Source organism: Rhizobium sp. BR 314, assembly GCF_047445805.1.
In the GTDB taxonomy this organism is placed as follows: Bacteria; Pseudomonadota; Alphaproteobacteria; order Rhizobiales; family Rhizobiaceae; genus Rhizobium; species Rhizobium lusitanum_B.
In genome coordinates this window covers 461,584-485,208 of sequence record NZ_JARWLA010000001.1, presented here as the reverse complement: position 1 = coordinate 485,208, position 23,625 = coordinate 461,584, and the positions used below count along the sequence as shown (strand labels likewise).

19 protein-coding genes and 2 pseudogenes are annotated in these 23,625 nt (G+C 60.3%); 6 read left to right on the top strand and 15 right to left on the bottom strand.

Features of this window, described 5'->3' with window-relative positions; translation table 11 throughout:
• The first annotated feature begins 20 nt into the window (after positions 1-20).
• A complete protein-coding gene (locus QD461_RS02380) occupies positions 21-1,475 on the top strand; it encodes a glutamate synthase subunit beta (protein ID WP_414086301.1) in 1,455 nt (484 codons plus the stop codon).
• 65 nt (positions 1,476-1,540) lie between these two features.
• On the opposite strand, the gene QD461_RS02375 is transcribed toward QD461_RS02380, so the two are convergent.
• From QD461_RS02375 to QD461_RS02365, 3 genes are all read right to left on the bottom strand, one after another.
• Entirely contained in the window at positions 1,541-2,290 is a 750-nt protein-coding gene (locus QD461_RS02375) for an aminoacyl--tRNA ligase-related protein (protein ID WP_414086300.1), read from the bottom strand.
• A 233-nt stretch (positions 2,291-2,523) separates the two neighbouring features.
• Positions 2,524-3,717 (bottom strand): DUF459 domain-containing protein, encoded by a 1,194-nt coding sequence (locus QD461_RS02370; protein ID WP_414086299.1) that lies wholly within the window; start codon positions 3,715-3,717, stop codon positions 2,524-2,526.
• 84 nt (positions 3,718-3,801) lie between these two features.
• The gene (locus QD461_RS02365; protein ID WP_414086298.1) at positions 3,802-5,025 is read right to left on the bottom strand and encodes a lytic murein transglycosylase; all 1,224 of its coding nucleotides are present in this window, start codon (positions 5,023-5,025) and stop codon (positions 3,802-3,804) included.
• Between the two features lie 202 nt (positions 5,026-5,227).
• Between QD461_RS02365 and galU the strand changes: the two genes are divergently transcribed.
• Positions 5,228-6,115: a UTP--glucose-1-phosphate uridylyltransferase GalU gene (galU, locus tag QD461_RS02360; protein ID WP_414086297.1), complete on the top strand. Its 888-nt coding sequence runs from the start codon at positions 5,228-5,230 to the stop codon at positions 6,113-6,115.
• Positions 6,116-6,222: 107 nt separating this feature from the next.
• Here the strand turns inward: galU and QD461_RS02355 are convergent, their stop codons facing one another.
• Positions 6,223-7,740 carry an outer membrane beta-barrel protein gene (locus tag QD461_RS02355; protein WP_414086296.1) on the bottom strand — a complete coding sequence of 506 codons (1,518 nt, stop codon included), beginning with the start codon at positions 7,738-7,740 and terminating at the stop codon, positions 6,223-6,225.
• A 197-nt stretch (positions 7,741-7,937) separates the two neighbouring features.
• Between QD461_RS02355 and QD461_RS02350 the strand changes: the two genes are divergently transcribed.
• Entirely contained in the window at positions 7,938-8,933 is a 996-nt protein-coding gene (locus QD461_RS02350) for a KpsF/GutQ family sugar-phosphate isomerase (RefSeq protein WP_414086295.1), read from the top strand.
• 85 nt (positions 8,934-9,018) lie between these two features.
• Here the strand turns inward: QD461_RS02350 and QD461_RS02345 are convergent, their stop codons facing one another.
• Complete coding sequence (locus QD461_RS02345) at positions 9,019-9,477, bottom strand: NfeD family protein (protein WP_184702560.1); 459 nt, start codon at positions 9,475-9,477, stop codon at positions 9,019-9,021.
• A 1-nt stretch (position 9,478) separates the two neighbouring features.
• Entirely contained in the window at positions 9,479-10,495 is a 1,017-nt protein-coding gene (locus tag QD461_RS02340; protein ID WP_414086294.1) for an SPFH domain-containing protein, read from the bottom strand.
• A gap of 313 nt (positions 10,496-10,808) precedes the next feature.
• Between QD461_RS02340 and QD461_RS02335 the strand changes: the two genes are divergently transcribed.
• On the top strand, positions 10,809-11,717 hold the full coding sequence (locus QD461_RS02335; protein WP_414086293.1) for a S1C family serine protease: 909 nt from the start codon (positions 10,809-10,811) through the stop codon (positions 11,715-11,717).
• 69 nt (positions 11,718-11,786) lie between these two features.
• On the opposite strand, the gene hemH is transcribed toward QD461_RS02335, so the two are convergent.
• From hemH to QD461_RS02290, 9 genes are all read right to left on the bottom strand, one after another.
• Positions 11,787-12,821, bottom strand: a complete 1,035-nt coding sequence (hemH, locus tag QD461_RS02330; protein WP_414086292.1) for a ferrochelatase — start codon at positions 12,819-12,821, stop codon at positions 11,787-11,789.
• Between the two features lie 97 nt (positions 12,822-12,918).
• A complete protein-coding gene (locus QD461_RS02325) occupies positions 12,919-15,018 on the bottom strand; it encodes a 5'-nucleotidase C-terminal domain-containing protein (RefSeq protein WP_414086291.1) in 2,100 nt (699 codons plus the stop codon).
• 150 nt (positions 15,019-15,168) lie between these two features.
• The gene (locus QD461_RS02320) at positions 15,169-15,492 is read right to left on the bottom strand and encodes a hypothetical protein (protein WP_414086290.1); all 324 of its coding nucleotides are present in this window, start codon (positions 15,490-15,492) and stop codon (positions 15,169-15,171) included.
• 25 nt (positions 15,493-15,517) lie between these two features.
• On the bottom strand, positions 15,518-15,904 hold the full coding sequence (locus tag QD461_RS02315; protein ID WP_184702571.1) for a hypothetical protein: 387 nt from the start codon (positions 15,902-15,904) through the stop codon (positions 15,518-15,520).
• 181 nt (positions 15,905-16,085) lie between these two features.
• Positions 16,086-17,537 carry a homospermidine synthase gene (locus QD461_RS02310; RefSeq protein ID WP_184702573.1) on the bottom strand — a complete coding sequence of 484 codons (1,452 nt, stop codon included), beginning with the start codon at positions 17,535-17,537 and terminating at the stop codon, positions 16,086-16,088.
• A gap of 242 nt (positions 17,538-17,779) precedes the next feature.
• Entirely contained in the window at positions 17,780-18,064 is a 285-nt protein-coding gene (locus QD461_RS02305; RefSeq protein WP_414086288.1) for a YciI family protein, read from the bottom strand.
• A 3-nt stretch (positions 18,065-18,067) separates the two neighbouring features.
• Positions 18,068-18,709, bottom strand: a complete 642-nt coding sequence (locus QD461_RS02300) for an aminotransferase class IV family protein (protein WP_414086287.1) — start codon at positions 18,707-18,709, stop codon at positions 18,068-18,070.
• Entirely contained in the window at positions 18,694-19,854 is a 1,161-nt protein-coding gene (locus QD461_RS02295) for an aminodeoxychorismate synthase component I (RefSeq protein ID WP_414086286.1), read from the bottom strand. The genes QD461_RS02300 and QD461_RS02295 overlap by 16 nt, the downstream gene beginning before the upstream one ends.
• Positions 19,855-19,878: 24 nt before the next feature.
• Complete coding sequence (locus tag QD461_RS02290; protein WP_414086285.1) at positions 19,879-21,729, bottom strand: M3 family oligoendopeptidase; 1,851 nt, start codon at positions 21,727-21,729, stop codon at positions 19,879-19,881.
• Positions 21,730-21,950: 221 nt separating this feature from the next.
• Between QD461_RS02290 and QD461_RS02285 the strand changes: the two are divergent.
• Both QD461_RS02285 and QD461_RS02280 read left to right on the top strand, forming a co-directional pair.
• Positions 21,951-23,166 (top strand): annotated as a pseudogene (locus tag QD461_RS02285) (sigma-54-dependent transcriptional regulator); the annotation flags it as partial.
• 143 nt (positions 23,167-23,309) lie between these two features.
• Positions 23,310-23,531: pseudogene (locus tag QD461_RS02280) on the top strand (helix-turn-helix domain-containing protein); the annotation flags it as partial.
• Between the last annotated feature and the right edge of the window lie 94 nt (positions 23,532-23,625).

Sequence of the window (23,625 nt, the reverse complement as noted above, 5' to 3'; positions counted from 1 at the left end):
TTGAGTGAGGAAACGATAGCATGGGCAAGGTAACAGGCTTCTTGGAGATCGACCGTCAGGTCGGCAAGTATCAGCCGGCATCGGATCGCATCCGGCATTTCCGCGAATTTACGATCCCCATGTCGGACCAGGAAGTGCAGAAACAGGCAGCGCGCTGCATGGACTGCGGCATTCCCTATTGCCACGGCCCGACCGGCTGCCCGGTGCACAACCAGATTCCGGATTGGAACGACCTCGTCTACAACAACAACTGGGAAGAGGCGATCCGCAACCTGCATTCGACCAATAACTTCCCGGAGTTCACCGGCCGCGTCTGCCCCGCACCCTGCGAGGAGGCCTGCACGCTGAACCTGGAAGATGCACCGGTCGCGATCAAGACCGTCGAGCAGGCGATTGCCGACAAGGCCTATGAGCTTGGCTTCATTCGTCCGCAGCCGGCAACGGTTCATACGGGCAAGAAGGTTGCCGTCATCGGCTCCGGCCCTGCGGGTCTGGCGGCGGCCCAGCAGCTCGGCCGCGCCGGTCATGAGGTTCATCTCTACGAGCGCGAGAGCAAGGCAGGTGGCCTGCTGCGCTACGGCATTCCGGACTTCAAGATGGAGAAGAACTTCATCGACCGCCGTGTCGAGCAGATGAAGGGCGAAGGCGTCACCTTCCATTGCGGCGTCAATGTCGGCGTCGACGTCAAGATCGAACAGCTTTTGGCCGATCATGATGCGGTGCTCTATTGCGGCGGCTCGGAAACCCCGCGTGAAGCCGGCATTCCCGGCGTCGAGCTGGCGGGCGTTCATGACGCCATGCCCTATCTCGTGCAGCAGAACCGCCGTGTCGGCCGTGAAAACATCGACAGCGCCGGCTGGCCGGCCGATCCGATCCTTGCAGGCGGTAAGCACATCGTCGTCGTCGGCGGTGGCGATACGGCATCCGACTGCGTCGGCACGGCATTCCGCCAGGGCGCCGTGAAGGTGACGCAGCTCGACATTCGTCCGCAGCCGCCGGAAAAGGAAGACAAGCTTGCCGTCTGGCCGTTCTGGGCAACGAAGATGCGCACCTCCTCTTCGCAGGCCGAAGGTGCTGTTCGCGAATTCCAGGTCGCGACGCTCGAATTCATCGGTGAAGACGGCGTGCTGACCGGCGTGAAGTGTTGCGAAGTCGATGAGCGCCGCAAGCCGATCGCCGGAACGGAATTCGTCATCCGCGCCGATCTCGCCTTCATCGCCATCGGTTTCCGTGGCCCCTTCACCGACAGCGTGCTCAAGGAACTCGATGGTAAGCTGACGCTGAACACCGATGGTCGCGGCTCCACCAACGTTGTTGCCAACGACAAGGATTACAAGACTTCGGTCGACAAGCTCTGGACCGCCGGCGACGTTCGCCGTGGCCAGTCGCTGGTGGTCTGGGCGATCCGCGAGGGACGCCAGGCCGCACGCGCAATCGATGAGGCCCTGATGGGTGCGACGATTCTGCCGCGCTAAGCGTCACCGATATCGTCTATCAGTCATTAGGAAGGCCGGGTTCGCGTAGAACCGGGCCTTCTGTCTTATCTGCTCGCGGCAATGTTCCAATTGTAGATGCAACGGTCGAGGCCGATGGCGATCTCCAGCACCGTGACATCATGGTCGATCGCCGGGCCTTTCTTGGCTTGGCTGCGGTAACGCTGCAGGAAATCCGTACGCTTCGAAATAGAGCAAACCTCCATCCATTTGTCGCCATTGTCCACTTCGATATCCATCGTGACCTGCGAGTAGGCCGGCAGGCGATCCGACGGCACGATCCTCGTCGGCAAGTGGATGACCGAGGCAATCATGTGGCGCACCGGCTCCAGGCTCGCCGTGTGATAATCGTTGCCGCTGTCGGCGGTGAAGGCGCATTGAAACTCGAGCTGCCAGAATTCTTTGAGCCGCACATGCTTGCTCGGCTGATCCTGTTCGCGGCGATAGGATTTGCCAGCCTGCCAGACACATAGAGGCAACCGTGTCCGCGAATGGTTGCTAAGAAGATGCTGCATGTAGATGTAAGTGGATGGCGTCGTTTCAGGCCGTAGCACAAGTTCGGCTTCTGTTTCGGACATTCGTTCCTGCACCCAGATATCCGAATTGGAATAGGCGTCGGATACAAGGTGCCTCGGCATCAGGGTAGGAGCCTCTACCCTTCGGATATTCCAGGCGGGGTTTGCGGATCGCAGGAAGCTGGCGACTTCATCGGAAAAGAACCGGGTTAGATCCTCGCGCAGGCGGATGTCTCGCTCTTCCCAGTGAACGAGCGAATTGACGTTATAGATACTGAGCACGTGCCATTCTCCATGGGCAACGTTGATGTTTTGGAGTGAGGGTTTTACGTCCAGCAATGGCCGGACGCGCAAAGCCTCCGGTCGTCACGACTGGACGCCGAGACCTCGGCCGGAGAAAGCGCGCAAAACCGCGGCCTGCAGGCAGGTGCGGTTACGATCGATCTGATCTGCGCGGACGGTGCTCATGGCATTTTTCTATTGGCGCACGGCAGGATTGTCAAACGGCTTCGCCTTCAAGGCGTGGCCGTTGGCTCCGCCGGCAGCCGATAGTCATCCACACGACCTGCGGGCGCGGGAGCCATCTGGCCTTTGTCGACCAAGAGATCCCTGGGCGATGCGGCTGTCGAGGCCGGTGCAGGCGCAGCACCCAGAAGCTGCGAGCCGCCATCAAGCTCGGGATCGGAAAGGCTCATCGGCGGCGTGCTGGTGATTTTCTCCGGCTCCGCACCCGGTAGACTGGCGGGCTGTGCCGGCAGCGGACTGCCGGTATCGAGGCGGGTGATATCAGGGCTTGCCTGGTTGCCTAACAGCCGCCGCGCCGGCTTTTCGACATAGAACGCGATCTTGCGCTTGCCTGCCGCCGTCATGTTGACGCCGTCGGCGGTTCTGAGGCGCACCTGCTGGCCGTTGATATCGGAACCGGTGACGATGAACTCGCCGCTCTGATTGGTAAAGCCGTCCCAGATATCGACGAACTCGCCGCCGACGGCCGCCATCTGGCTTTGATAGAGGTGATTGAGCTTGACTGCGCTTGCCGTCAGCTGGTCCGAGCCGAAGGGTGGCAAGCCGACCCATATCAGGGGGATATGGCGGTTCGTCACCAGTTTGGCAAACTGCTGCACCCGTTCCTCGTAGGCGATAAACCAGGGATCCGTGCCGTATTTCTCGTTGAGGCCATCACCGATAATTGGCTGCCGGTCATTGGCGCCCAGCATCACCACAACCATTGCCGGCTTCAGCTGATCCATCATCCCGGTCATCTGCTGAGGCCAGTTGTAATAGTCCTGTCGGACGAGGCCGGAGGCGACATTGCCCCGCGCCTGGATAACAATGCCGGGGGAGGTGGAGAAGGCATCTTCCAGCCCGGTTCCAAGGCCGCTTGCCAGAAAATCGCCGACGACGAGAATCGTCTTTGCGTCTTGAAGCTTTTCCGCCGCTGGCGGCGTCTGTGGCTGGACCACTACGGGCTGTCGCGGTGGCGGTGTCGGCCGTTTGCGCGGCTGGCTCTTTCGTTGTGGTGGCGGCTGCTCGGGTTGGTCCGGATAATCCGGTTCGCGCGTTCCGAACAGCATGTCGAACAGGTTTCTGCGAGGCCGCTCCTGCGCCTCGGCAGTGGAAAGGCAGCCGAACGTAATGACGGCCGTGATCAATGCCGTGAGGATGATCTTCAGGCTTGCCATGATCGCGCGGGTAGGTCGTTCTGTCATCGTCTCTTTCCGCTCACGACCCCGTAGCCGCGCGAGGGCAGCTTTGCCCTCCAGCGATCCCTGTGTCCACAGATGGCAAGCTGCCTACTTGCGCAACGCGTTCAGCAGGTTCATCGAGGGCTCGCCGTCCGCATCCATGCCGATGCGCTGCTGAACTGCAGCGATCGCGGCCTTGGAGCCGGAACCGAAGTTGCCGTCGACGACGCCGTCATAATAACCGAGCTGCTTCAATCGCGTCTGCAGCTCGAATTTCTGCTGAACGTTGAGCGTCCCGCTCGGGCGAGGCCAGGATTGCTGCATGCCGCCATAGCCGGCGATCTGATCGGCAAGCAGGCCGACTGCGAGCGCATAGCTGTCGGATGCGTTGTAGCGCTTGACGGTGAAGAAGTTGCCGGTCATCAGGAAGCCGGGACCGTTCGGGCCACCAGGCATTTTCAGTTGAGCGCGATCGGAGGTCTGGCGGAAGCCCTTGCCGTTGGGGCGAACGAAACCGAGAGCCGCCCATTGGGCAATCGTGTGCGTCTTGCCGGCCTGGCCATGGCCGCCGGGCGGCACAACCACTTCATAGCCCCAGGTACGGCCAGTGCTCCAGCCGTTCTTGGCAAGGAGATTGGCTGTTGTCGCCAAGGCGTCGGGAATGGAGTTCCAGATATCGGCGTGACCCGTGCCATCGGCATCGACGGCGTAGAGCAGATAGCTCGTGGGGATGAACTGGGTATGGCCCATCGCGCCGGCCCAGGAACCATTCAGATCCTTGCGCGAGATGTCGCCCCTCTGCAGGATCTTCAGCGCGGCGATAAGCTGCTTCTTGGCGTAGCCGGCCCGCTTCGGATCGGCATAGGCAAGTGTCGCCAGCGCACGCGGCACGTAATGCAGCCGGTCGTTCTTGGCGAGAACGGCGCCGTAGTTCGACTCCATGGACCAAATGGCCAACATGATGTTGCGATCAACGCCGAAGTGCTGCTCGAGCGTGCGCAGTGTGGACCCATATTTGACCGCCATCTTGCGGCCAATATCGACGGTATAGGGATTAACACGGGAGTCCAAGTAATCCCAGATCTGGGACTTGAATTCCGGTTGGTACTGCGCCTTTTCAAGGACTGTGGGGTCGGGGTCCGTTACACCGGCAAATGCATTGCGGTAGGTCGACTGCGTAATGCCGCTCTTTGCGGCAGTCGTATAGAAGCCCGCAATCCATTTTTGGAACCCAGGGTCAGCATTGGCGTTAACGGGAAGGAATCCCGCGAAGGCGCCGAGCGCGAGCGCCAGAGCGAGACCACGAAGGGAGTTTTTGCGGTTTACGGTCATCTACAGCCTTGTCCATCGATTGTTGGATTTCGGTGCGGCAATGCACGTAGCATCGGCCCAAGCTTGACACTAAAGGAACGAAGTCAACAAATTCTTTACCATGGAAGTGGGGTTCAGTCATTATTTGCAAAACAGTAGCAAATTTAATCTACTGACCCTTAGATTGGCTTGGCGCCAGCGATTTAATGCCCAGGAGGTATGAGTGGGACAGCATAAGAAGGTTCGTAAGGCAGTATTTCCGGTCGCAGGACTAGGGACACGGTTCTTGCCGGCCACCAAGGCGGTGCCGAAGGAAATGCTGACCGTCGTCGATAAGCCGGTGATTCAGTATGTCGTCGATGAGGCGATGGAAGCCGGTATCGAGCATTTCGTTTTCGTGACGGGCCGCAGCAAGCACGTCATCGAAGACTATTTCGACATTCAGTTCGAACTCGAGCAGACCTTGCGTCAGCGCAACAAGAATGCCGAGCTGTCGCTGCTGAACGGCCTGCTGCCGAAGGCCGGCACAGCGAGCTTCACCCGCCAACAGGAGCCGCTCGGTCTTGGCCACGCCGTCTGGTGCGCACGCGAAATCGTCGGCGACGAGCCGTTCGCGCTGCTGCTGCCCGACATGGTCATGCGCGCCGAAAAGGGCTGCATGAAGGGCATGATCGAGCTTTACGAGCAGAGCGGCGGCAACGTCATCGCCGTTGAAGAATGCGCTCCGGATCAGACCCATAAATACGGCATCGTCGGCGTCGGCGATACGATCGGCAGTGGCTTCCGCATCACCGAGATGGTGGAAAAGCCGGCCAAGGGCACGGCCCCGTCCAACTTCTTCATCAACGGCCGCTATATTCTGCAGCCGGAAATTTTCCGCATTCTGGAAAGCCAGGAGCGGGGTGCCGGCAACGAGATCCAGTTGACCGACGGTATGCTGAAGCTGGCGCAGAGCCAGGATTTTGCCGGCTACCACTTCCAGGGCCAGACCTTCGACTGTGGTGCGAAGGACGGCTTCATTCTCGCCAACGTTGCCTTTGCATTGGCACGTGCGGATATCCGCCCGACGATCGAGGACGAGTTCAAGGCGCTGATCGCTGCTTTGAAGTAAGCGACCAATTGATCGAGACTGAAAATTGAAGCCCGGTTATGCCGGGCTTTTTTCATTCTGGAGCAGATGGTTTCCGATCGGGATGATAAGGCCCTGCGAAATCGCAGTCAGCGCTTCACCGTCAAGCCGACACCGGCCTGGAGCTGGCGCGTGTCGTCGCCGGTCTTTCTGGTGGTCAGCTGATAGCCGAGGTTCCCCGTCAGATCGAGATAGCGGTTGATCCCCCACGTCAGGCCGAGGGCTGCGTCATATTCGGTCTCGTCGGCGACGCTCCCGCCCGAGGGGTAATCACGCCAGATCGTTCCACCCGTCACTTTGGCGGTGAGATTGTCGCGCAGCTGATGGCTCACGGTGCTGGAGAGCCGGTAAGCCGTGTAGCCACCCAGGCCCGGAGTCGTCGACGGTTGAACCGTGCTCGAAAGGCCGATGCTGACATCGGTGCCGCGCTGCGGCGACCAGGCAAGGCTGCCGTCGATCGTCGGCGAGTCGATCGAGGCAAGGCGTGCATCGTCGAATTGCGTGTGCTGGTAGCCGAAGCCGAGTTCGCCCTTCAATTTCTCGCCGAGATCGAGCTCGACGCCGACCTTGCCGCCATAGCTCTGGTTCGATCGCGCATAGCCGTTGCTGTCGCGCGTCTGGTCGTAGACTGCGGCGCCGAGGTCGGCTTCCACGAAAGGAATGATCACCGGCGAGAGTTCGTAGCCGATACGGCCGCGCCACGTGCCTGCCGTCTGGTCGCGGTCGCTGAGCGTGACCTTGGTGCCATCGGAGAGCACGGCGTCGGAATAGACCGTTCGGGTCAGCGCAACCGCGGTCGAGCCGCGCAGCAGGCCAAAGTCGCGCTCCAGCGAGAGCCCGGTCGAGAACTGATTTACGGCGGATTGCTTCGAAGCGCCGACAATGGCGTTCGGGTCGTTGGTGTCTTCTCGGTAAAACTGATAGCCGGCGGTAACATGGGCGGTCGTGTTGGCGGGAAGGTCGAGCCGCAGGTCAGCATTGAGCGTAACCACGGGCCGTTCCGCAGCGGTGCCGCTGAGGTTCTTCTGCCAGACGCCTTCGCCGGTGATGGTCAAGGCGTGGCGATCCCAATCGGATGTCAGCGTGCTGCGCAGGTCCGTCTGCAGGAAGGTACGGTTGTCCTTATTGGGGCCCGTGCTGTTCCGCTCCATGTTGATCGACTGGTTGACCGAGGGGCGCAGGGTGAAGGTACCGAGTGGTATGCCCTGAGCGTCGGCGCGATCGGGTTGCGGTCGCATCCTCAGGCCGTCGACTGTAGGCTCTCGCGAGTTGACGCGACGTAGGTCGTCATCGAGCGCGGAGCTCGTCGTAATCGGATCGAGGCGAAGACGCATGTTCGGCGGCGCGTCCGAACTCGTTCCGGTGGCCTGGTTCACTGACGATGCAGTCTGCGCACTGTTGGCGGACGCCGTCGCCGGATCGGCCGTCTGGCCGGATATCGGTGCCGGTGCCGGCAGCGAGTCGTCGAGGCTTTGGTCAGGTGGGAGCGACTGGGCGCTTGCCGACATCGGCGCAGCGAGGGCAATACCCCAGCCCAGCACGGCGGATGTCGCCCATGCCGTCAGCCGGAGGGTGTTTTTTCCCGCCTTGTTCCCGCCGATGCTCATCTTGTCTATGTCTGACCTTGCTGGAAATACTGTAAATCCTTACTCAAGTGTAAAGCTGTGTGGTTAACGGTTGGTTGCCAAACGGGAGTTGCTTGGAAAGAACCGGTAATATTCTGGGGTTGAGATGGCGAGTTGCCGCTGCTGATAAGGGGCGATCTTTGGTGGACAGATTTGCAGAAAAGCGTTAGGCCTCGCTCATGAACAAGAGAGCTGTCAGATTGATCGAGAACGGTGCGATCGAATCCGCTATGCGGACGATCGAGACCGAGAGACGGGGCCTCGAAGCGCTGGAACGTGCTTTGGCAAACGGTCTAGCCGGGCCTTTCAGCCGTGCTGTCGAGATCATCGGCGATATCAGCGGCCGCGTCGTCATCACCGGCGTCGGCAAAAGCGGCCATATCGGCAACAAGCTGGCCGCCAGCCTGGCCTCCACCGGCACACCCTCGTTTTTCGTCCATCCTGTCGAGGCCAATCATGGCGATCTCGGCATGATCACGCAGGATGATGTCATCATCGCCATCTCGTGGGGCGGCGAAAGCGCTGAGCTGCGCGGTATCATCAGCTATTCCCGCCGTTTTTCCATTCCGATGATCTCCATTACGGCCGGCGGGACTTCGACGCTTGCGCGCGAGTCGGATGTCGTTCTGTTGCTACCCAAGGAACAAGAGGCCTGTCCGCACGGACTGGCGCCAACCACCTCGACAATGCTGCAGCTCGCGATCGGCGATGCGCTCACCGTGGCGCTGCTTGAGGCGCGGGGCTTCACGGCCGAGGATTTCCGTACTTTCCATCCCGGCGGCAAACTGGGCGCCAGCCTCTCTCACGTCGCAGATATCATGCACAAGGGCGACCGGGTACCGCTGGTCAAGCTCGGCACGGGTATGCCGGAAGCGGCGATGATGCTATCGAAAATGCGTTTCGGCTGTGTCGGTGTGATCGATGAAAAGGGGTGCCTGTGCGGCATCGTCACCGATGGCGACATCGCACGCAATCTCGGAGCCAGCCTTGCCGAAAAGCTGGTGGATGAGGTCATGACTCCCAATCCGAAGACGGTGAAGGAGACGACGCTGGCAACGAGCGCCATGGCCGTGCTTAATCGTCACAATATCTCGGCGCTCATGGTCATCGATGACGAGCGCCGGCCGATCGGCGTCGTGCATTTCCACGATCTGCTGCGGATAGGCGTGGCCTAACGCACTTCGCGCAAAGGCGTGTTGCGGCTTTCTTTTCGCATCACGGGCGAAAAGCCGTGGTGCGCTTTTGCTCGCATAGCTCCCGTCAGGCCGGCTCGACCGTAAGCTCGCGGCCGTTGCTGGCGACGACCTTAACGCGGGTGCCGACCGGCAAGTCCGGCCCATTGACCGTCCAATAGGTATCGTTCAGTCGAATACGACCTCGGCCTTCGGTGATCGGCTGCTCGAGCGTTGCCGTGCGTCCGACCAGGCTCGCGCCGCGCTGGTTCAGAAACGGCTCGTCCGTGACCTGGTTGTTGTTATAGAGGTACCGCCGCCCGATGAGGGTGACGACAACAGCCGATGCGGCAAAGACCAGCCATTGCACCTGCCACGACCAGAAGGCACTCTCCCAGAATAGCAGCGACAACGCTCCGACGATGATGCCGGCAAGTCCGATCCAAACGAGAAAGAAGCCCGGCAGTATCAGCTCGGCGGCAAGCAGGACGAGACCCAGCAGCCACCAGCTCCAGGGGCCGAGCTCGACGACGAAATTGTCGAACATCTCAACTCTCCCTTGAGGTCAGCGGGTTTATCGAAGGCGTGGTGCGTGCGGGGCCGGGGCGCGGCTTTGATGGCTGCGGCGCTCCATTGCCGTCGCCACTGTCGCCGAAGACTTCGCGGGCGATGGCGCCGATACCGCCGAGCGAACCGATAATGGAGCTTGCCTCCATCGGCATCAGCACGATCTTGGAATTGTTGGCCGAGCCTATCGCGGTAAGGGCTTCCGTATATTTCTGGGCGACGAAGTAGTTGATCGCCTGCACATTGCCTTCGGCAATCGCCTCGGACACCACGCGGGTCGCTTTGGCCTCGGCCTCGGCAAGACGCTCGCGGGCCTCGGCATTGCGGAAAGCAGCCTCGCGCTGGCCTTCCGCCTGCAGCACGGCCGCCTGCTTGGCGCCCTCGGCGCGAAGGATCTGCGCGTTGCGCAAGCCCTCGGCCTCCAAAACCTGGGCGCGCTTTTCACGCTCTGCTTTCATCTGCCGGCCCATGGCGTCAACCAGGTCCTTCGGCGGCTGGATGTCCTTGATTTCGACGCGCGTTACCTTGATGCCCCAAGGCTCGACCGCTTCGTCGACCACGCGCAGCAACCTTTCGTTGATCGCATCACGATTGGACAGGAGTTCGTCGAGATCCATCGAGCCCATGACCGAACGGATGTTAGTCTTGGTGAGGTTGAGGATCGCGGTTTCGAGATTGGTGATCTGATAGGCGGCCTGAGCCGCATTCAGCACCTGAAAGAATGCCACCGCATCAGCGGAAATGCTGGCATTGTCCTTGGTGATGACCTCCTGTGTCGGCACCGCCAATACCTGCTCCATCACATTCATCCGCATGCCGATCGTTTCGATGAAAGGCACGATCAGATTGAGCCCAGGCTCAAGCGTGCGGATATAGCGGCCGAAGCGCTGGACGGTATAACGATAGCCCTGCGGCACGGTCTTGATCCCTGCAAACAGCACCAGGATAACCAGGACCACCAGAGCAACCACAACGATGCTGAAACCACCGACTACCATTGAATTCCTCCTTGGCGCCCGTCCGCGATACGGACCCTGCGTCCCATAAAAAGCGCTGCCATGCCGTTATCGCTTCGGTCGCATTCGCGAAATGGCTGCTCAATCAGATGTGGTGGGTTAGCACGTTCTCGGCAAGGGAGGAATGGGGTGTCGCCACTCCACTCCCATCCCTTGACACACGAGAGCCGATCAATCATTCGCGATCCGGCTCTTGCGTCTGACGGTTGATATTCATACCTTATTGGGAAGTTCTTCGGCACCGCTGCCATGCAGCCTTTCGAGCTCAGCCATAGCGCATCGTCAGGGTGAAACAATGAATATGGATAGAACCTTGCGGTCGGTCGTGGCCGTACATGCCTCAATTCCGGAAGACGCCTTCACGGCGGCGACGCTCGGCACCCGCAGAGAAGGCAATGGCGTCGTCATTCGGGGAAATGGGCTGGTGCTGACGATCGGCTACCTTATCACCGAGGCAGAGGAAGTCTGGCTGACGACGAATAACGGTCGTGTCGTGCCTGCGCATGTCCTGGCCTACGATCAGGAAACAGGGTTCGGTCTGGTGCAGGCGCTTGGTCCGCTCGACGTTCCCGCTCTCGAATTCGGCGACGCCGACAAAGCCGAGATCGGCGATCCTGTAGTGATCGCCGACGGTATCGGCCAGTTCGTTGAAGCGAAGATCGTCGCCAAGCAGGAGTTCGCGGGCTATTGGGAGTATCTGCTCGATGAGGCGATCTTCGTCGCGCCGGCGCATCCCTCATGGGGCGGGGCGGCGCTGGTGGACGAAGAGGGCAAGCTTCTCGGTGTCGGTTCGCTGCACCTGCAGATGGCGACCCAGAATGGGGAAGGAGCCGATATCAACATGGTCGTGCCCATCAACTTGCTGCTGCCCATCCTCGACGATCTCGTCAAACGCGGCCAGGTCAACAAGCCGCCGCGGCCATGGCTGGGTGCCTTCTCTGCGGAAAGCAATGGCGAGGTCGTCGTCATGAGTGTGACCGAAGGCGGCCCTGCGGCGCAAGCTGGGCTGCGCCGCGGCGATGTCATCTCGGAGATCCGCGACGCGGAGGTGGATGGGCTTGCCGATTTCTATCGCAAAATATGGGAAAGCGGACCGGCCGGCGCCGAAATCCCCCTGCGGGTGTTGCGCAATGGCCGCGAAGCCTGGTTACGCATCAAATCCGCCGATCGGCGCAGCTTCCTCAAGAAGCCGCAGTTACAGTGAGCTGATTGCCGGACTAAAGCGCAGCAAGCGTATCTTGGAGATCGCGATGCGTTTTAGCCCGGCGATCGGTCAGACCCAGCCGAGCAACTCACGCCGTACGACTTTCTCCAGCACTTTCATGCCGTCTTCGCTGTCGTTGAGGCAGGGAATATGCGTGAATTTCTCGCCGCCATTGTGATGGAAGGATTCGGCGGCCTGCTCGGCGATCTCTTCCAGCGTCTCCAGACAGTCGGAGACGAAGCCGGGGTTCAGCACAGCGATGCGCTTCGTACCGTTCTTGGCAAGCTCCTCCACCGTCTTGTCGGTGTAGGGCTGCAGCCACTCCTCCGGTCCGAAACGGGACTGGAAGGTGACCATGAACCGCTCTTCGGAGAGGCCAAGTTTCTCCCGCAGCAGACGGCCGGTCTTCTGACAGAAACAGTAATAGGGGTCGCCCAGCTTGAAGTAGGACATCGGGATGCCGTGGAACGACGCGAGGATCTTCTCGGGCTTCCAGTCCAGCGTCGAGAGGTGCCGGTTCACGGAATTGGCAAGCGCCTCGATGTAGGTGTCGTCGTCGTGATATTGCGGCACGGTGCGGATCGCCGGCTGCCAGCGCATCTTTGCCAGCTTCTCGAATGCCTTGTCGTTAACCGTTGCCGTCGTCGCCGCCGCATATTGCGGATAGAGCGGGAAGAGCACGATGCGCTCGCAGCCTTCGTCCTTCAGGGCCTGGATACGGTCGCCGATCGAGGGCTGGCCGTAGCGCATCGCCCAGTCCACCCGGACATTGGGCAGATCGTGCAGACGCTCGGCCATCAGCTCAGACTGGTTGCGCGTATAGGTGCGCAGATAGCTCTCGTTCTTATCCTTGTTCCATATCGTCTGATAGGCCTTGCCGACCTTCTGTGGCCGGGTGTTGAGCACGATGCCGAAGAGGATCGGGTACCATTTCCAGCGCGACCATTCGATGACGCGGCGGTCCGTCAGGAACTCCCGCAGATAACGGCGCATCGAGGTGTAGTCGGTGCCATCGGGTGTCCCGAGGTTGATGAGCAAAACGCCAACCTTGCCGGATTTCACGCTCGGGTGATCGGACGGAAGCGCGGTCGGGTTTGCGGTCATCGTTTGAATTCCTCTCAAGATACGGAGCACTCCACATAGGAACAAAAGCCGGTCCGGGGAAGCCCGGGCCGGCTCAGATATGCGAGACAAATCGTCCTTACTTGGCAGGAATCCTCAACTTTTCACCAACCGACAGATGATGCGGCTTGATATTGCGGTTGGCGGCCAGAAGTTTGCGCCATTGTTTGGCGCTGCCGTAGTAGGTCTTGGCGAGACCCCAGAGCGTGTCGCCGGCGACAACGACATGGGTCGTCGGGGTCTTCGGCTCTTCGCTGACAGCAGCTTTTGGTGCGGCTACTGCCGGCTCCGGTGTCGTCGGTGTCGTGGTGGCCGGGGCTTCAACCGCAGGGGCTGATGCGGCAGGCGTCGACTTTACCGGGTCCGCTTTTGTCGGGGCGGCTGGCGCCGGTGCTGGATTCGCGGGCATGGTCGTGCTTGGCGTGGTCACAGCCGGAGCAGAAGTGGCGGGTGTAGTCGCTGCCGGCGATGCTGCGGTGCTTTCGGCTGCAGCGGGCACCGGCTTCTGCTCAGGTGCGGCCTGCGGCTTTGTTTCGGCGGGTTTTGCCGGTTCCGGCTGGGCGACCGGCGCTGCGGCGATCTGCGTCACGCGACCATCCGTGTAAGGCTTGTAGGGATTGTGCGCGGCGAGATAGTCGGCAACCACCGATTCCAGGTTCGGGCCGAAATCATAGGCGTTCTTCGCATCCTTGGCGAAGACAGTGTAGCCGTCGCCGCCGGCGCGCATGTAATTGTTGCTGACGACGCCGTAGGTCTTTTCAGGGTCGATAGGCTTGAATTCCGTGCCTTCCTGCACTTCGACCGATACAAGGCGGCCGCCTGGCGGTTTCGATTTGTCGAAGCTGTATTTGAGGCCGGCGACCTGCGGGAAGCGGCCCGCGCCGTCATCGATCTGGCTGAGGCCGTTTTCGAGCGCCGCCTTTACGTCGGCTCCGGTCAGCTGGAAGGTCGCAACCGTGTTCTGAAATGGCAACACGGTCAGGACATCGCCCATGCTGACATCGCCGGCGCCGATGGAGGCACGCAGGCCGCCGCCGTTCTGGATGGCGATGGAAATGCCCTGTCCCTTGGTGCGGTCGAGCATGGCATCGGCGACGAGGTTGCCCATCGAGCATTCCTGGACGCGGCAGACTTCGCGCGCGCCTTCGATGGGGCCTTGCGCGTTGCCGATGACCTTCTTGCGCAGTTCCTGGATCGGCTTTGCCATCTCCTCCACGCGGGCCAGGATCGTCGGATCCGGCTGGACCGAGGAATCGAGCAGGATCGGATCACCCTTGGCGTCCTTGACGGCGCCGTTATCATCGAAAGTCACGACAAGATCGCCGAGATATTTGCCGTAGGAAGCAGCCTGAACCACCGGAACCTTGTAGCCGGCCGGATTGTCGACCATGGTCGGGTAGGGGCCGGCGGCTTTCGGGTCCGTATTCGATAGCAGGGTATGCGAGTGGCCGCCGACGACGATGCTGACACCGGCGATCTTGGCGATCTTGTCGACATCGCGCGAATAGCCGACGTGGGTGACTGCGATGATCTTGTTGATGCCCTGCGATTTCAGCGCGTCCACCTCGGCGCTGATGGCAGCGGCATCGTCGGTGATCTTCACATGTGGGCCGGGGGAGGAGAGTTCGGGCGTTTCGGTCGTCACCGCGCCGACGATGCCGATCTTCTGGCCGCCGATGGTGAGAACGATCGACTTCTTAATGCGGTTGCCGAGTTTCGACTGGTCGTCGACAATCAGATTGGCCGTTACGACCGGGAACTGTGCCTTATCGAGGAAGGCGGCCAGCGGACCTTCGCCGTCATCGAACTCGTGGTTACCCACGGTCATCGCGTCGATCTTCATGTCGTTGAGGAATTCGACTTCGGCCGCACCCTTGTAGGTCGTGTAGAACAGCGAGCCCTGGAAATTGTCGCCGGCGTCGAGCACCACTACGTTCTGGCCGGCAAGCGCGGCACGGCGCTGGTCGATGGCAGCTTTCAGTCGCGCAGCGCCGCCGAAGCATTCGTTCTTCGCTTCCTCAGCTGCCGAGCACGTGGCGTCGAACTTATTGATCGACTCCACGCGCGAATGGAAATCGTTGAAGTGCAGGATGTTGAGCTGATAGTCCGCGAAGGCGGCACTGCTGCTGAGCGCCAGAGCCGCGGCGGCCAAAAGACCCACTCCGAAGGGCTGCTTCATCTATCTCTCCTGTTCGTCTTTGCAATCGGCCCGCGCACACCCCGCAACGGTCCCCCGCCCGAATGTTTTCATCATGGCGGAGCGAGCGCAAGCGAAAGCTGTTGGCTTCATTAGGATTTTACAAAGCAACGGAACGTGATCGCTCGCCGGTCAGCCGCAGGCTTCGATGGAGGCGCTTCCGTAGGATTCACGGATCGCCAACGCGGCATTCCAGCCGATGGAGAGAAAGAGGAGCAGACAGCAGAGGGCCACGGCAAAATGAAAGCGCCGGCTCCTTTCCCGATAAAGCAGGATTGCGCCGGCGCCATAGATCAACAGGGCTGGAACAGCGAATATAAGGATGCTGATCGGCCCGTCGCAATCGAGCGCGTCGATGCCCTGTGCCCGATAGGCGTTGACCGGAAAGACCACCGCCATGGAGGCGAGGGGCAGCGCCGCGATGAGAGCCAGATAGAGAACTGTCATGCTACGCATGGCGTCCTATCCATTCGCTGGCCATTCAGCCCTGGCGGTTGAGAGAGAAGTGTCCGCCCGTCTCCGAGGTGCAGTTCAGCTGGCCTGGGTTTGCCATGAAGCAATTCACCTTGGAGCTGGTGCGCTTGATGTTCGAATAGAGATTGATCTGGATCACGCCGGAAGGATCGGTCGTATAGGTTCCCGAAGCCATCTGCTGGTTCGTGCCGTCGGTCGTGTGAGTCTCGAAGCGGCCGGCGTTGAACGTCGAGTTCAGGCCGTTGGAATCGGCCCAGCTGCCTTCCACCGAATTTGTCCGTGGCTGTGCTCCTGGGCTCATCGTCATCGGCGGCGGTCTCGATCCGCCGAAATCGACACAGGCGGACAGTGCTGCCGCGGCGGCAACGAGGGGAAGGATGGTTCTGAACTTCATAAAGATCTCCCGCGATGAAGGGCGGAGTTGTGTCGTCTCGGTTGCGAGAAAGATGGCGCGGCTATTGGGTTAAAGCAAGGCTTCAGAAGGCAACTGCTTGATTTATCCCGCTTGCGTAACAAAAATGCCCGCACGATCTGTGCGGGCATTCCAGCATTTCGTATCGCGAAAGCTGTTCCTATCAGCGAACGAGGATGTTCTTGAACTGCCACGGATCCTTCGTGTCGATGTCTTCCGGGAACAGGCCCGGGCGGCCATCGAGCGGGGTCCAGTCGGTGTAATGACCTTCAACCGGGCCGAGATAGGGCAACTGCACTTCGAGGCAGCGCTTGTAGTCGACTTCGTCGGCTTCGACGATGCCGGCCTTCGGGTTTTCGAGTGCCCAGACCATGCCGGCGAGAACGGCCGAGGTTACCTGCAGACCAGTGGCGTTCTGGTAGGGAGCAATGCGGCGGGTCTCCTCGAGGGACAGGCGCGAACCGTACCAGTAGGCGTTCTTGTCGTGGCCGTAGAGCAGCACACCGAGTTCATCGATGCCGTCTTCCAGTTCATCCTCGTTGAGAACGTGGTGAACCGGCTGCGCATTGCCGCCGTTGCCGAACATTTCGTGCAGCGAGAGCACTGCGTCGTTGGCAGGATGATAGGCATAGTGGCAGGTCGGGCGGAAGGTGACTTCGCCGTCCTTGTCGCGGACCGTGAAATAGTCGGCGATCGAGATCGATTCGTTGTGCGTGACCAGGAAGCCGTATTGCGGGCCTGGCGTCGGGCACCAGGTGCGGACGCGGGTATTGGCGCCCGGCTGCTCGAGGTAGATCGCCGCCTTGTTGCCCTTCTTGTGCTTCTTGGCGTTCTTCGGCATCCAGTTTTCATGGGTGCCCCAGCCGAGTTCAGCCGGCTGCAGGCCTTCGGAAATGAAGCCTTCGACCGACCAGGTGTTCCAGAAGACGTTAAGCGGCTTCGGATGCTTGGTGCGCTGCGTGTCGCGCTCGGCGATATGCACGCCCTTGACGCCGACCTTCTTCATCAGCTTGGCCCAGCCTTCGCGGTCGTGCTGATCCGGCTCGTCGAACTTCACGCCGAGATCCTTGGCAAGGTTTACGAGGCCCTGCTTGACGAACCAGGAGACCATGCCCGGGTTTGCGCCGCAGGTGGAAACGGCCGTCGTGCCGCCCGGGTTCTTTTCCTTTTCCTTGCGCATGGTTTCGCGCAGGGCATAGTTCGTGCGGTCGGCGTTCTTCATGCTCTTGTCGAAGTAGAAGCCGAGCCAGGGCTCGACGACGGTGTCGATGTAGAGCACGTCGAGCTTGCGGCACAGCTTGACCAGATCGAGCGAGCCGGTGTCGACCGAGAGGTTGACGCAGAAGCCCTGACCGCTGCCTTCCGTCAGAAGCGGCTTCAGGAGTTCCTTGTAGTTGTCCTTGGTGACATATTCCTTGATATGACGGACACCGTGCTTTGCCAGGATTTCCATATCGGCTGGTTCTTCACGCGGGTCGATAACGACCATCCGGCTCTTGTCGAATTTGAAATGGCGCTCGATCAGGGGCAGGGTGCCACGGCCAATGGAGCCAAAGCCGATCATTACGATCGGACCGGTAATTTCGGCATATACCGGATAGTTGTGTTTCGTCATTCTTTTCTCCTTCGAAAGGCAGGACGCCGTTCGGTTCACGAAATTCAATCAGAGTTTGCGCGAAAACGCGAGGTGAGCGGCTCTAATCATAATTTGATGTCACAATAAAGAGCTGTTCAGGGTTAGCCGGACAAAGTCAAGTCGAGGCCAACATACACGCCATATGCGACGAGTTTGTTGCCTTCAAGGGAGGTTTTCGCTGACTTATCAAGAATCGGACTGCGATCTCTGTCCGCTGCCGATTACGCTTTCAGACTTTCCAGCCCGTCGACGACGGTGGTGAGGGCGATTTCCTGAACCTCGTAGGCGGCGACGCCGTGAACGGTGAAAGGGTCCGCTGCGACATAAGCTTCCAGTTCGGCGCGTTCGCCTCGCGCGAAGATGACGCCGCCAGTGCGCGGCACCTTGCGACCGGATGCGAGAAACCAGCCTTTGGCATATCCCTCCTTCACCCAGGCCATATGCGGCTCCATATGCTTGTCGGCTTCGTCATTGCTCTTGAGGTAGGTGAGCGAGAGGATGAACATGCATCAATTCCATATGAGTTGCGCGCGGATCAGGCCGCGCAGGGAGTTCCCGACGTAAAGGGTATGATCTTTCAGGTCGTCAAGCCGGATGCGGCCGACGCGAGCCTTGCGCTGGCAGATGAGCTCGGTGCGCAGCACGCCGGCAAGCAGGCCCGAGGAAATCGGCGGGGTGCGCAGCGTGTCCGGGTCATCCACGATGAAAACGGACGTGATCGTCCCCTCGCAAACCTCGTCCTTCTCATTGAGCAGCAGCACTTCTTCTGCCTCATCCGGCTTGTATTCCGCGCGCGCCGCTTCATAGACGCCACGGCGGGTGGTCTTGACGCGCAGTAGCTTGTCGGAGGAATCGAGCCGTGTGGCAGCAATGCGGACACGCCAGACCGTGTCGGGCAAAAGCGGAACGAACGGCGCCGTCGTCACCTGCGTTAGGCCCTCGCGGTCCAGCGTCAGGCGAACTCTCAGGGGTGCGGCGGCACCGGCGACGGCCTCCTCCAACTTTCCAAGGACGTTCTTCGGGGTTGAGAAGCCAAGGCGCCGGGCGGAGCGCTGCAGCCGGGCGAGATGCAGGCGCAGACGCACAAAGCCCGTTTCAGGCTCGTAACGGAGCGTCTCGATGAGGGAAAAATCCTCTAGCGGTCGATCCATCTGTCCCCCACGGCGAAGCGCGCCTTCAGGAGGCATTCCTCGTATTCCGCTTCCGCCGTCGAATCGAAGACGATACCTCCGCCGACATTGAACACCGCGCGGCCGTCTTCGAAAAGCGTGATCGTGCGGATCGCCACCGAAAAACGCATGGCGCCGGTTGGGGAAATCATGCCGATCGCGCCGCAATAGGCGTCGCGGGGACTATCCTCGAGCTTATGTAGGATTTCCATCGCCCACATCTTCGGCGCGCCGGTGATCGAGCCGCAGGGAAAGAGCGCTGCGAACAGGTCGCGAATGGTCATACCCGGCAACAGTTTCGCCTGCACATGGCTCACCATCTGGTGCAGGGTGGGATAGGTCTCGATCTCGAACAGCTTGGGCACATCGAGTGTACCCACCTCGGTGACGCGGGAGATGTCGTTGCGCAGGAGATCGACGATCATCCGGTTTTCGGCTTGCGTCTTCTCGTCGGCGAGCATCGCGGCGATGATCGCGTCGTCATCGGCTGCATTCGCGCCGCGCTTGGCCGTGCCCTTCATCGGGTGCGTCTCGATCCAGCCCTCTTCATCGGTTCGGAAGAAGAGCTCCGGCGAGCGCGAGAGGATGATCGGGCCGCCGAGATCGACGAGCGTGCCGTATTTCACAGGCTGCCGTTCGATCAGCGACCAGAAGGCGGCTTGCGCGTCGCCGTTCCAGCGGGCATGGATCGGCATGGTGAGGTTTGCCTGATAGCAGTCTCCGAGCCGAAGGTGCTCGTGCAGGCGGTCGAATCTCTCTTTATATGTCGGGAAATCCCATGCGGCTCTCGGCTCGGTCAGGAATTCCTGGTTTTCCGGGCGTTGCATCCGCTGACCCAGCGGATGATCGTCGGCTGCCGGGGCGTCGAAGACGCCGAAGCACAGCAGCGGCGTCTCGCGGTTCTCTTCGGCAAAAGCCGCAAGCTTTTCCTCAAAGAGGTAGCCTGCTTCGTAGGCCATATAGCCCGCCAGCCATTTTCCCGCCTGCCGGGCTCTCTCCATCCGATCCAGTGCATCGAAGAATTCCGCGCATGTCCGTACCGTGATGATCTCCGTCGGTTCGGCGAAGATCATCATCTGTCCTGTGCTGTCATCCCTGAAAAGGACGTAGGGTCGGGCATCGGCCATGGCGCGGTTCTTTGCCGATCTGGGTTACAGATCCTTATCTAGTGCTTCCAGCTCGTCGATCAGCCCTTCGATCATCGACAATCCCTTGCTCCAGAACGACGGATCGGTCGCGTCGAGGCCGAAAGGCTTCAGGAGTTCGGAGTGATGCTTGGTGCCGCCGGCCTTCAGAAGCTCGAAATACTTCTCCTGGAAGCCCTTTTCGGCATTGCGGTAGACCGCATAGAGCGAGTTTACGAGGCAATCGCCGAAGGCATAGGCGTAGACATAAAAGGGCGAGTGGATGAAGTGAGGGATATAGGCCCAGTAGGTCTCATAGCCCTCGGAGATCTTGATCGCCGGTCCGAGGCTGTCAGTCTGCACGGACAGCCACAAAGCGTTGATGTCGTCAGCAGTCAGCTCGCCGTTCTTGCGGGCGGTATGCACCTTGCGCTCGAATTCGTAGAAGGCGATCTGGCGCACAACCGTATTGATCATGTCCTCGACCTTCTGGGCAAGCATCGCCTTGCGCTCGCGCTTGTCGGTGGTCTTGTCGAGGAGGGCGCGGAATGTCAGCATCTCACCGAAGACGGAAGCTGTTTCGGCCAGCGTCAGCGGCGTCTGGCACATCAGCGCGCCCTGACCGCCGGCCAGTACCTGATGCACGCCATGGCCGAGCTCATGCGCAAGCGTCATCACATCGCGCGGCTTGCCCATGTAGTTGACGAGCACATAGGGATGGGCTGACGGCACGGTCGGATGCGCGAACGCGCCCGGCGCCTTGCCCGGGCGTACCGGCGCATCGATCCATTCTTCATCGAAGAAGCGCTTGGCGATATCGGCCATTTCGGGCGCGAAGTTGCCGTAGGCTGACAGCACCGTTTCCTTGGCGTCGACCCAGGGGATCAGCGCATTGGGCGTTTCCGGCAGCGGCGCGTTGCGGTCCCAGAAGTTCATCTGGTCCATACCGAGCCACTTGGCCTTCATCTTGTAATAGCGGTGCGAAAGACGCGGATAGGCGTCGCGCACGGCAGCTGCCAAGGCGTCGACGACCTCGCGTTCGACGCGGTTTGCCAGATGTCTGCTGTCGGCGATGTCTTCGAAGCCGCGCCAGCGGTCGGAAATCTCCTTGTCCTTGGCGAGCGTATTGGTGATCAGCGTGAAGGTGCGCAGATTGGCCTTAAAGGTCTCGGCAAGCGCCATTGCGGCCTTGCGACGCGCTTCCGGATCCTTCTCCTGCAGCATGTTCAACGCGACTTCCAGCGGATGCTTTTCGCCATCGATCTCGAAGCGCAGCTCGGCCATCGTCTCGTCGAACAGCCGGTTGAAGGCGGCAGCACTGGTCATGGACTTCTCGAGGAACAGCTGCTCAAGCTTGTCGTCGAGCTGATGCGGCTTGTCCTTGCGCAGGTCGACGATCCAGGGGCGGTAGTGGCCAGCGGTTGCGTCGTTCGCCATGCAGGCATCCATGACGGCGTCATCGATGCGGTTCAGTTCCAGCGAGAAGAACAGCAGGTGGGCGGCGTAGTCAGTCAGTCGCGTCTGTACATCGCCATAGAGCTTGCCGTTGGCGGGATCGCTGGTGTTGGAAAAATAGGTAAGGCCTGCGAAAGAGCCCAGGCGGCCCATAATGTCGTCCAGCGCCTCATATTCTTTGATGGCCGCGCCGATTCCCGCTTCGCCGGTCTTGCCGGCGGCATCTGCAAGCTTGCCCTTCCATTTTTCCTCGAAAGCAACGGACAGCTTGCCGGCCTTTTCCATGTCGCCCAGGAATTCCGGCGAAGTCGCAGACGGATAGAGGTCGCTGAGCTTCCAGGCGGGCAGCTCTCCGAGCGCGTTATCGGCGGCTGCCTGGCTTGCTGCGAAGTTAAGGGATTGACGGAGCGAGGTCGGGCTCATGGGCGATATTTCCTCTGCTTTATTATTTCGGAACGTCCGGTTCGTTCGTGTCTATTCGGCTGGAAAGCCTGTCGCAAGGCCTGATTTTCCTGCACCGGCGGGTTGAATCATAGGCCAGGATACATTCGTCACAATGATTAAAATGCAATGATTTGGCAAAACTTCATGTTCAAGCCTTTCTGCGAGTGTCTGCGTCAGGTTTCGCATGAAGTGAGGCACCAATGACCGTTTATAGTGGCGCCAAGGTTGGCGCGCAGATTCTCGTTGTTGAGGATGATCCGATTCAACGCCGTCTGCTGAAAAATGCCATCGAGCGGCACGGACACGTTGCCCATCTGGCAGAGAATGGCCGTTTCGGCCTTGAAGTTTTGAAGCGCAACAGCGAGCATATCAACGTTATCGTGCTCGATCTCATGATGCCGGAAATGAACGGCATCGAGTTTCTGGGTGCGCTAAACGATATGGGGATCGACCTGCCCGTGATCGTGCAGACGGGGCAGGGTGGTATCGACACCGTGGTGCAGGCCATGCGGGCCGGCGCCTTCGATTTTGTCGTCAAGCCGGTATCCCCGGAACGCATAGCTGCGTCCATTGCCAATGCGCTCAAGCTCGACCAGCGTGAGGCGAAGGCTCGTGCCGGGCGCAAGTCGCGCTCCAGTGCCATCACCTTCGACGACATCGTCTCGGCAAGCCCGGCGATGATGCGTGTGCTCGATCTCGCTCATCGCGCGGCGCAATCGAACATCCCCGTCGTGCTGGAAGGCGAGTCCGGCGTCGGCAAGGAGCTTGTCGCCCGCGCCATCCAGGCCGGCAGCGACCGCGCCGGCAAACCGTTCGTCACCGTGAACTGCGGCGCGATCCCGCACAACCTTGTCGAAAGCATCCTTTTCGGACACGAGAAGGGCGCATTCACAGGGGCGGCCGAACGCCACGTCGGTAAATTCATGGAGGCCGATGGCGGTACGCTGTTCCTCGACGAGATCGGCGATTTGCCGCTGGAAGTCCAGGTGAAGCTGCTGCGCGCCGTACAGCAGGGCGAGATCGAGACCGTCGGCGCGCGCGTCGCGCAGAAGGTCAATGTCCGGCTGATTTCGGCGACCAACAAGGACCTGATCGAAGAGGTCAAGGCCGGCCGGTTCCGCGAGGATCTTTACTACCGGCTGAACGTTTTCCCGATCACCATGCCGGCGCTGCGCCGTCGCAAGGAAGACATTCCGCATCTGGCACGTGCCTTCGCCGATCGTTTCGCAATCGAGCAGCGACTCGACTATTCGCTCTCGATCAGCAACAGCGCGCTTGCTCTGTTGACGGCCTATGACTGGCCCGGCAACATCCGCCAACTGGAAAATGCCGTGTTCCGCGCGGTCGTTCTTTCCGAAGGGCCGGAGCTGCAGGATACCGATTTTCCGCAGATTGCCGCACAATTGCCGGGCTATTTCTCCGGCGAACAGCCAACGTTAGTTGTGGATAATTCCCACGCTTACGCTGGCGAAACCGCGACGGAAGAGCGGACGGAACGCAGCATGCGGGTTGTTCCATCCGAGGCGGCTGCAACCTCTCTGCATTCTGGAGGTGACGCTCTATCGGGTGCTTCCGACAATGTCATCGTCAGCACCAATATATCGGGAGATGTTCGAAAACTGGCTGATGTCGAGGAAGAATTGATCCGATTCGCCCTGAAATTCTATCGCGGCCAGATGAGCCAGGTCGCACGGAAACTGGGAATCGGCCGCTCAACTCTCTATCGCAAGTTGAAGGATTACGGGATAGACCCGGATGACCCGCAGAAAAGCGCGGCGTAAAGGGATGCTTAACGTTTAAGCAAGCATATTTTGTTACCCGTCGTAAAGCACTTGTTAGTGCATCGTTCACCATGTATGAAGAGGGCGACCATGT

Excerpts from the sequence above, each read along its gene's own strand:
- QD461_RS02325 (WP_414086291.1), bottom strand. The coding sequence starts at position 15,018 with ATGAAGCAGCCCTTCGGAGTGGGTCTTTTGGCCGCCGCGGCTCTGGCG.
- QD461_RS02380 (WP_414086301.1), top strand. The coding sequence starts at position 21 with ATGGGCAAGGTAACAGGCTTCTTGGAGATCGACCGTCAGGTCGGCAAG.
- QD461_RS02320 (WP_414086290.1), bottom strand. The coding sequence starts at position 15,492 with ATGCGTAGCATGACAGTTCTCTATCTGGCTCTCATCGCGGCGCTGCCC.
- QD461_RS02335 (WP_414086293.1), top strand. The coding sequence starts at position 10,809 with ATGAATATGGATAGAACCTTGCGGTCGGTCGTGGCCGTACATGCCTCA.
- QD461_RS02350 (WP_414086295.1), top strand. The coding sequence starts at position 7,938 with ATGAACAAGAGAGCTGTCAGATTGATCGAGAACGGTGCGATCGAATCC.
- QD461_RS02300 (WP_414086287.1), bottom strand. The coding sequence starts at position 18,709 with ATGGATCGACCGCTAGAGGATTTTTCCCTCATCGAGACGCTCCGTTAC.
- QD461_RS02290 (WP_414086285.1), bottom strand. The coding sequence starts at position 21,729 with ATGAGCCCGACCTCGCTCCGTCAATCCCTTAACTTCGCAGCAAGCCAG.
- hemH (WP_414086292.1), bottom strand. The coding sequence starts at position 12,821 with ATGACCGCAAACCCGACCGCGCTTCCGTCCGATCACCCGAGCGTGAAA.
- QD461_RS02295 (WP_414086286.1), bottom strand. The coding sequence starts at position 19,854 with ATGGCCGATGCCCGACCCTACGTCCTTTTCAGGGATGACAGCACAGGA.
- QD461_RS02370 (WP_414086299.1), bottom strand. The coding sequence starts at position 3,717 with ATGACAGAACGACCTACCCGCGCGATCATGGCAAGCCTGAAGATCATC.
- QD461_RS02315 (WP_184702571.1), bottom strand. The coding sequence starts at position 15,904 with ATGAAGTTCAGAACCATCCTTCCCCTCGTTGCCGCCGCGGCAGCACTG.
- QD461_RS02345 (WP_184702560.1), bottom strand. The coding sequence starts at position 9,477 with ATGTTCGACAATTTCGTCGTCGAGCTCGGCCCCTGGAGCTGGTGGCTG.
- QD461_RS02340 (WP_414086294.1), bottom strand. The coding sequence starts at position 10,495 with ATGGTAGTCGGTGGTTTCAGCATCGTTGTGGTTGCTCTGGTGGTCCTG.
- QD461_RS02355 (WP_414086296.1), bottom strand. The coding sequence starts at position 7,740 with ATGAGCATCGGCGGGAACAAGGCGGGAAAAAACACCCTCCGGCTGACG.
- QD461_RS02365 (WP_414086298.1), bottom strand. The coding sequence starts at position 5,025 with ATGACCGTAAACCGCAAAAACTCCCTTCGTGGTCTCGCTCTGGCGCTC.
- QD461_RS02305 (WP_414086288.1), bottom strand. The coding sequence starts at position 18,064 with ATGTTCATCCTCTCGCTCACCTACCTCAAGAGCAATGACGAAGCCGAC.
- QD461_RS02310 (WP_184702573.1), bottom strand. The coding sequence starts at position 17,537 with ATGACGAAACACAACTATCCGGTATATGCCGAAATTACCGGTCCGATC.